We start from the raw sequence: 787 nt of genomic DNA, 5'->3' as shown, positions 1-787 counted from the left end.
TAAGAATTTCTTTATATATGTAAAATTAAAATTTTAAAAATAATATCTAATAAAATCCATTATAATGTTACATTTCCATTATTTAATTGCTGGCTAGATGCACTAAAATAGGTTGCCTCAATTGATAGATTATACACGGTTAGATTCCCGCTTAAAATTCCAGTTATGGTGGTTATTACATTTAATATACCATTTACCAGTGTGTTAATTGCTGAAAAGCTAAGGGTGTTTGACCATACATTCAGGCCTGTAATATTTCCATATGGTGCTGTTATGGTTATAATTTTATTTCCCAATACGGTGTGCTGCAGGGTAAGATTATTAAATGACGCAGAGGCAGCTGTAATATGGTAGGTTCCATTCAACTCTGGTGTAATAACTGCATCATGAAGTGTTATTTTGGTTATATTTATAAAAAAGAAATTTTGTGGGTCACTGGCTGTACTGGAATTGTTTTCATTTCCATTCCTGCCCTGATGTAGAAAACTTCCATAATAGGGAATAAAGCTTAATATGATTATTAATGCCAGTGAAATGACCACAATTTTTAGATATTTTTTATTTGTTCTCATTTTCACCACGCAATGCCTTCTTATCCACCTTTCCAACAAGTGTCTTTGGCAGCTCATCCCTGAATTCTATGATTTTTGGCACCTTGTAAACTGCAAGCTTATCCCTGCAGAAATTTATTACATCATTCTCAGTTAATGTATTATCATTCCTTACTATTACAGCCTTTACCGTTTCACCACGGTGCTCATCCCTTATGCCTATTACAGCACATTCT

The 787-nt window shown here is 33.3% G+C and carries 2 protein-coding genes; both read right to left on the bottom strand.

The features are described 5' to 3' along the window. Nucleotides 1–59 precede the first annotated feature (59 nt). Nucleotides 60–572 carry a hypothetical protein gene (locus tag AOG54_RS04265; RefSeq protein ID WP_048101267.1) on the bottom strand — a complete coding sequence of 171 codons (513 nt, stop codon included), beginning with the start codon at nucleotides 570–572 and terminating at the stop codon, nucleotides 60–62. Next, on the bottom strand, nucleotides 559–787 hold a 229-nt coding region (locus AOG54_RS04260), incomplete at its 5' end, for an AMP-binding enzyme (RefSeq protein WP_162200863.1). The genes AOG54_RS04260 and AOG54_RS04265, both read right to left, overlap by 14 nt.

The organism is Acidiplasma aeolicum, assembly GCF_001402945.1.
Lineage (GTDB): Archaea > Thermoplasmatota > Thermoplasmata > Thermoplasmatales > Thermoplasmataceae > Acidiplasma > Acidiplasma aeolicum.
This window is presented reverse-complemented; position numbering and strand designations above follow the sequence as displayed.

What these genes read in the sequence shown, in the direction of transcription:
- AOG54_RS04265 (WP_048101267.1), bottom strand. Translation starts at nt 572, where the DNA reads ATGAGAACAAATAAAAAATATCTAAAAATTGTGGTCATTTCACTGGCA.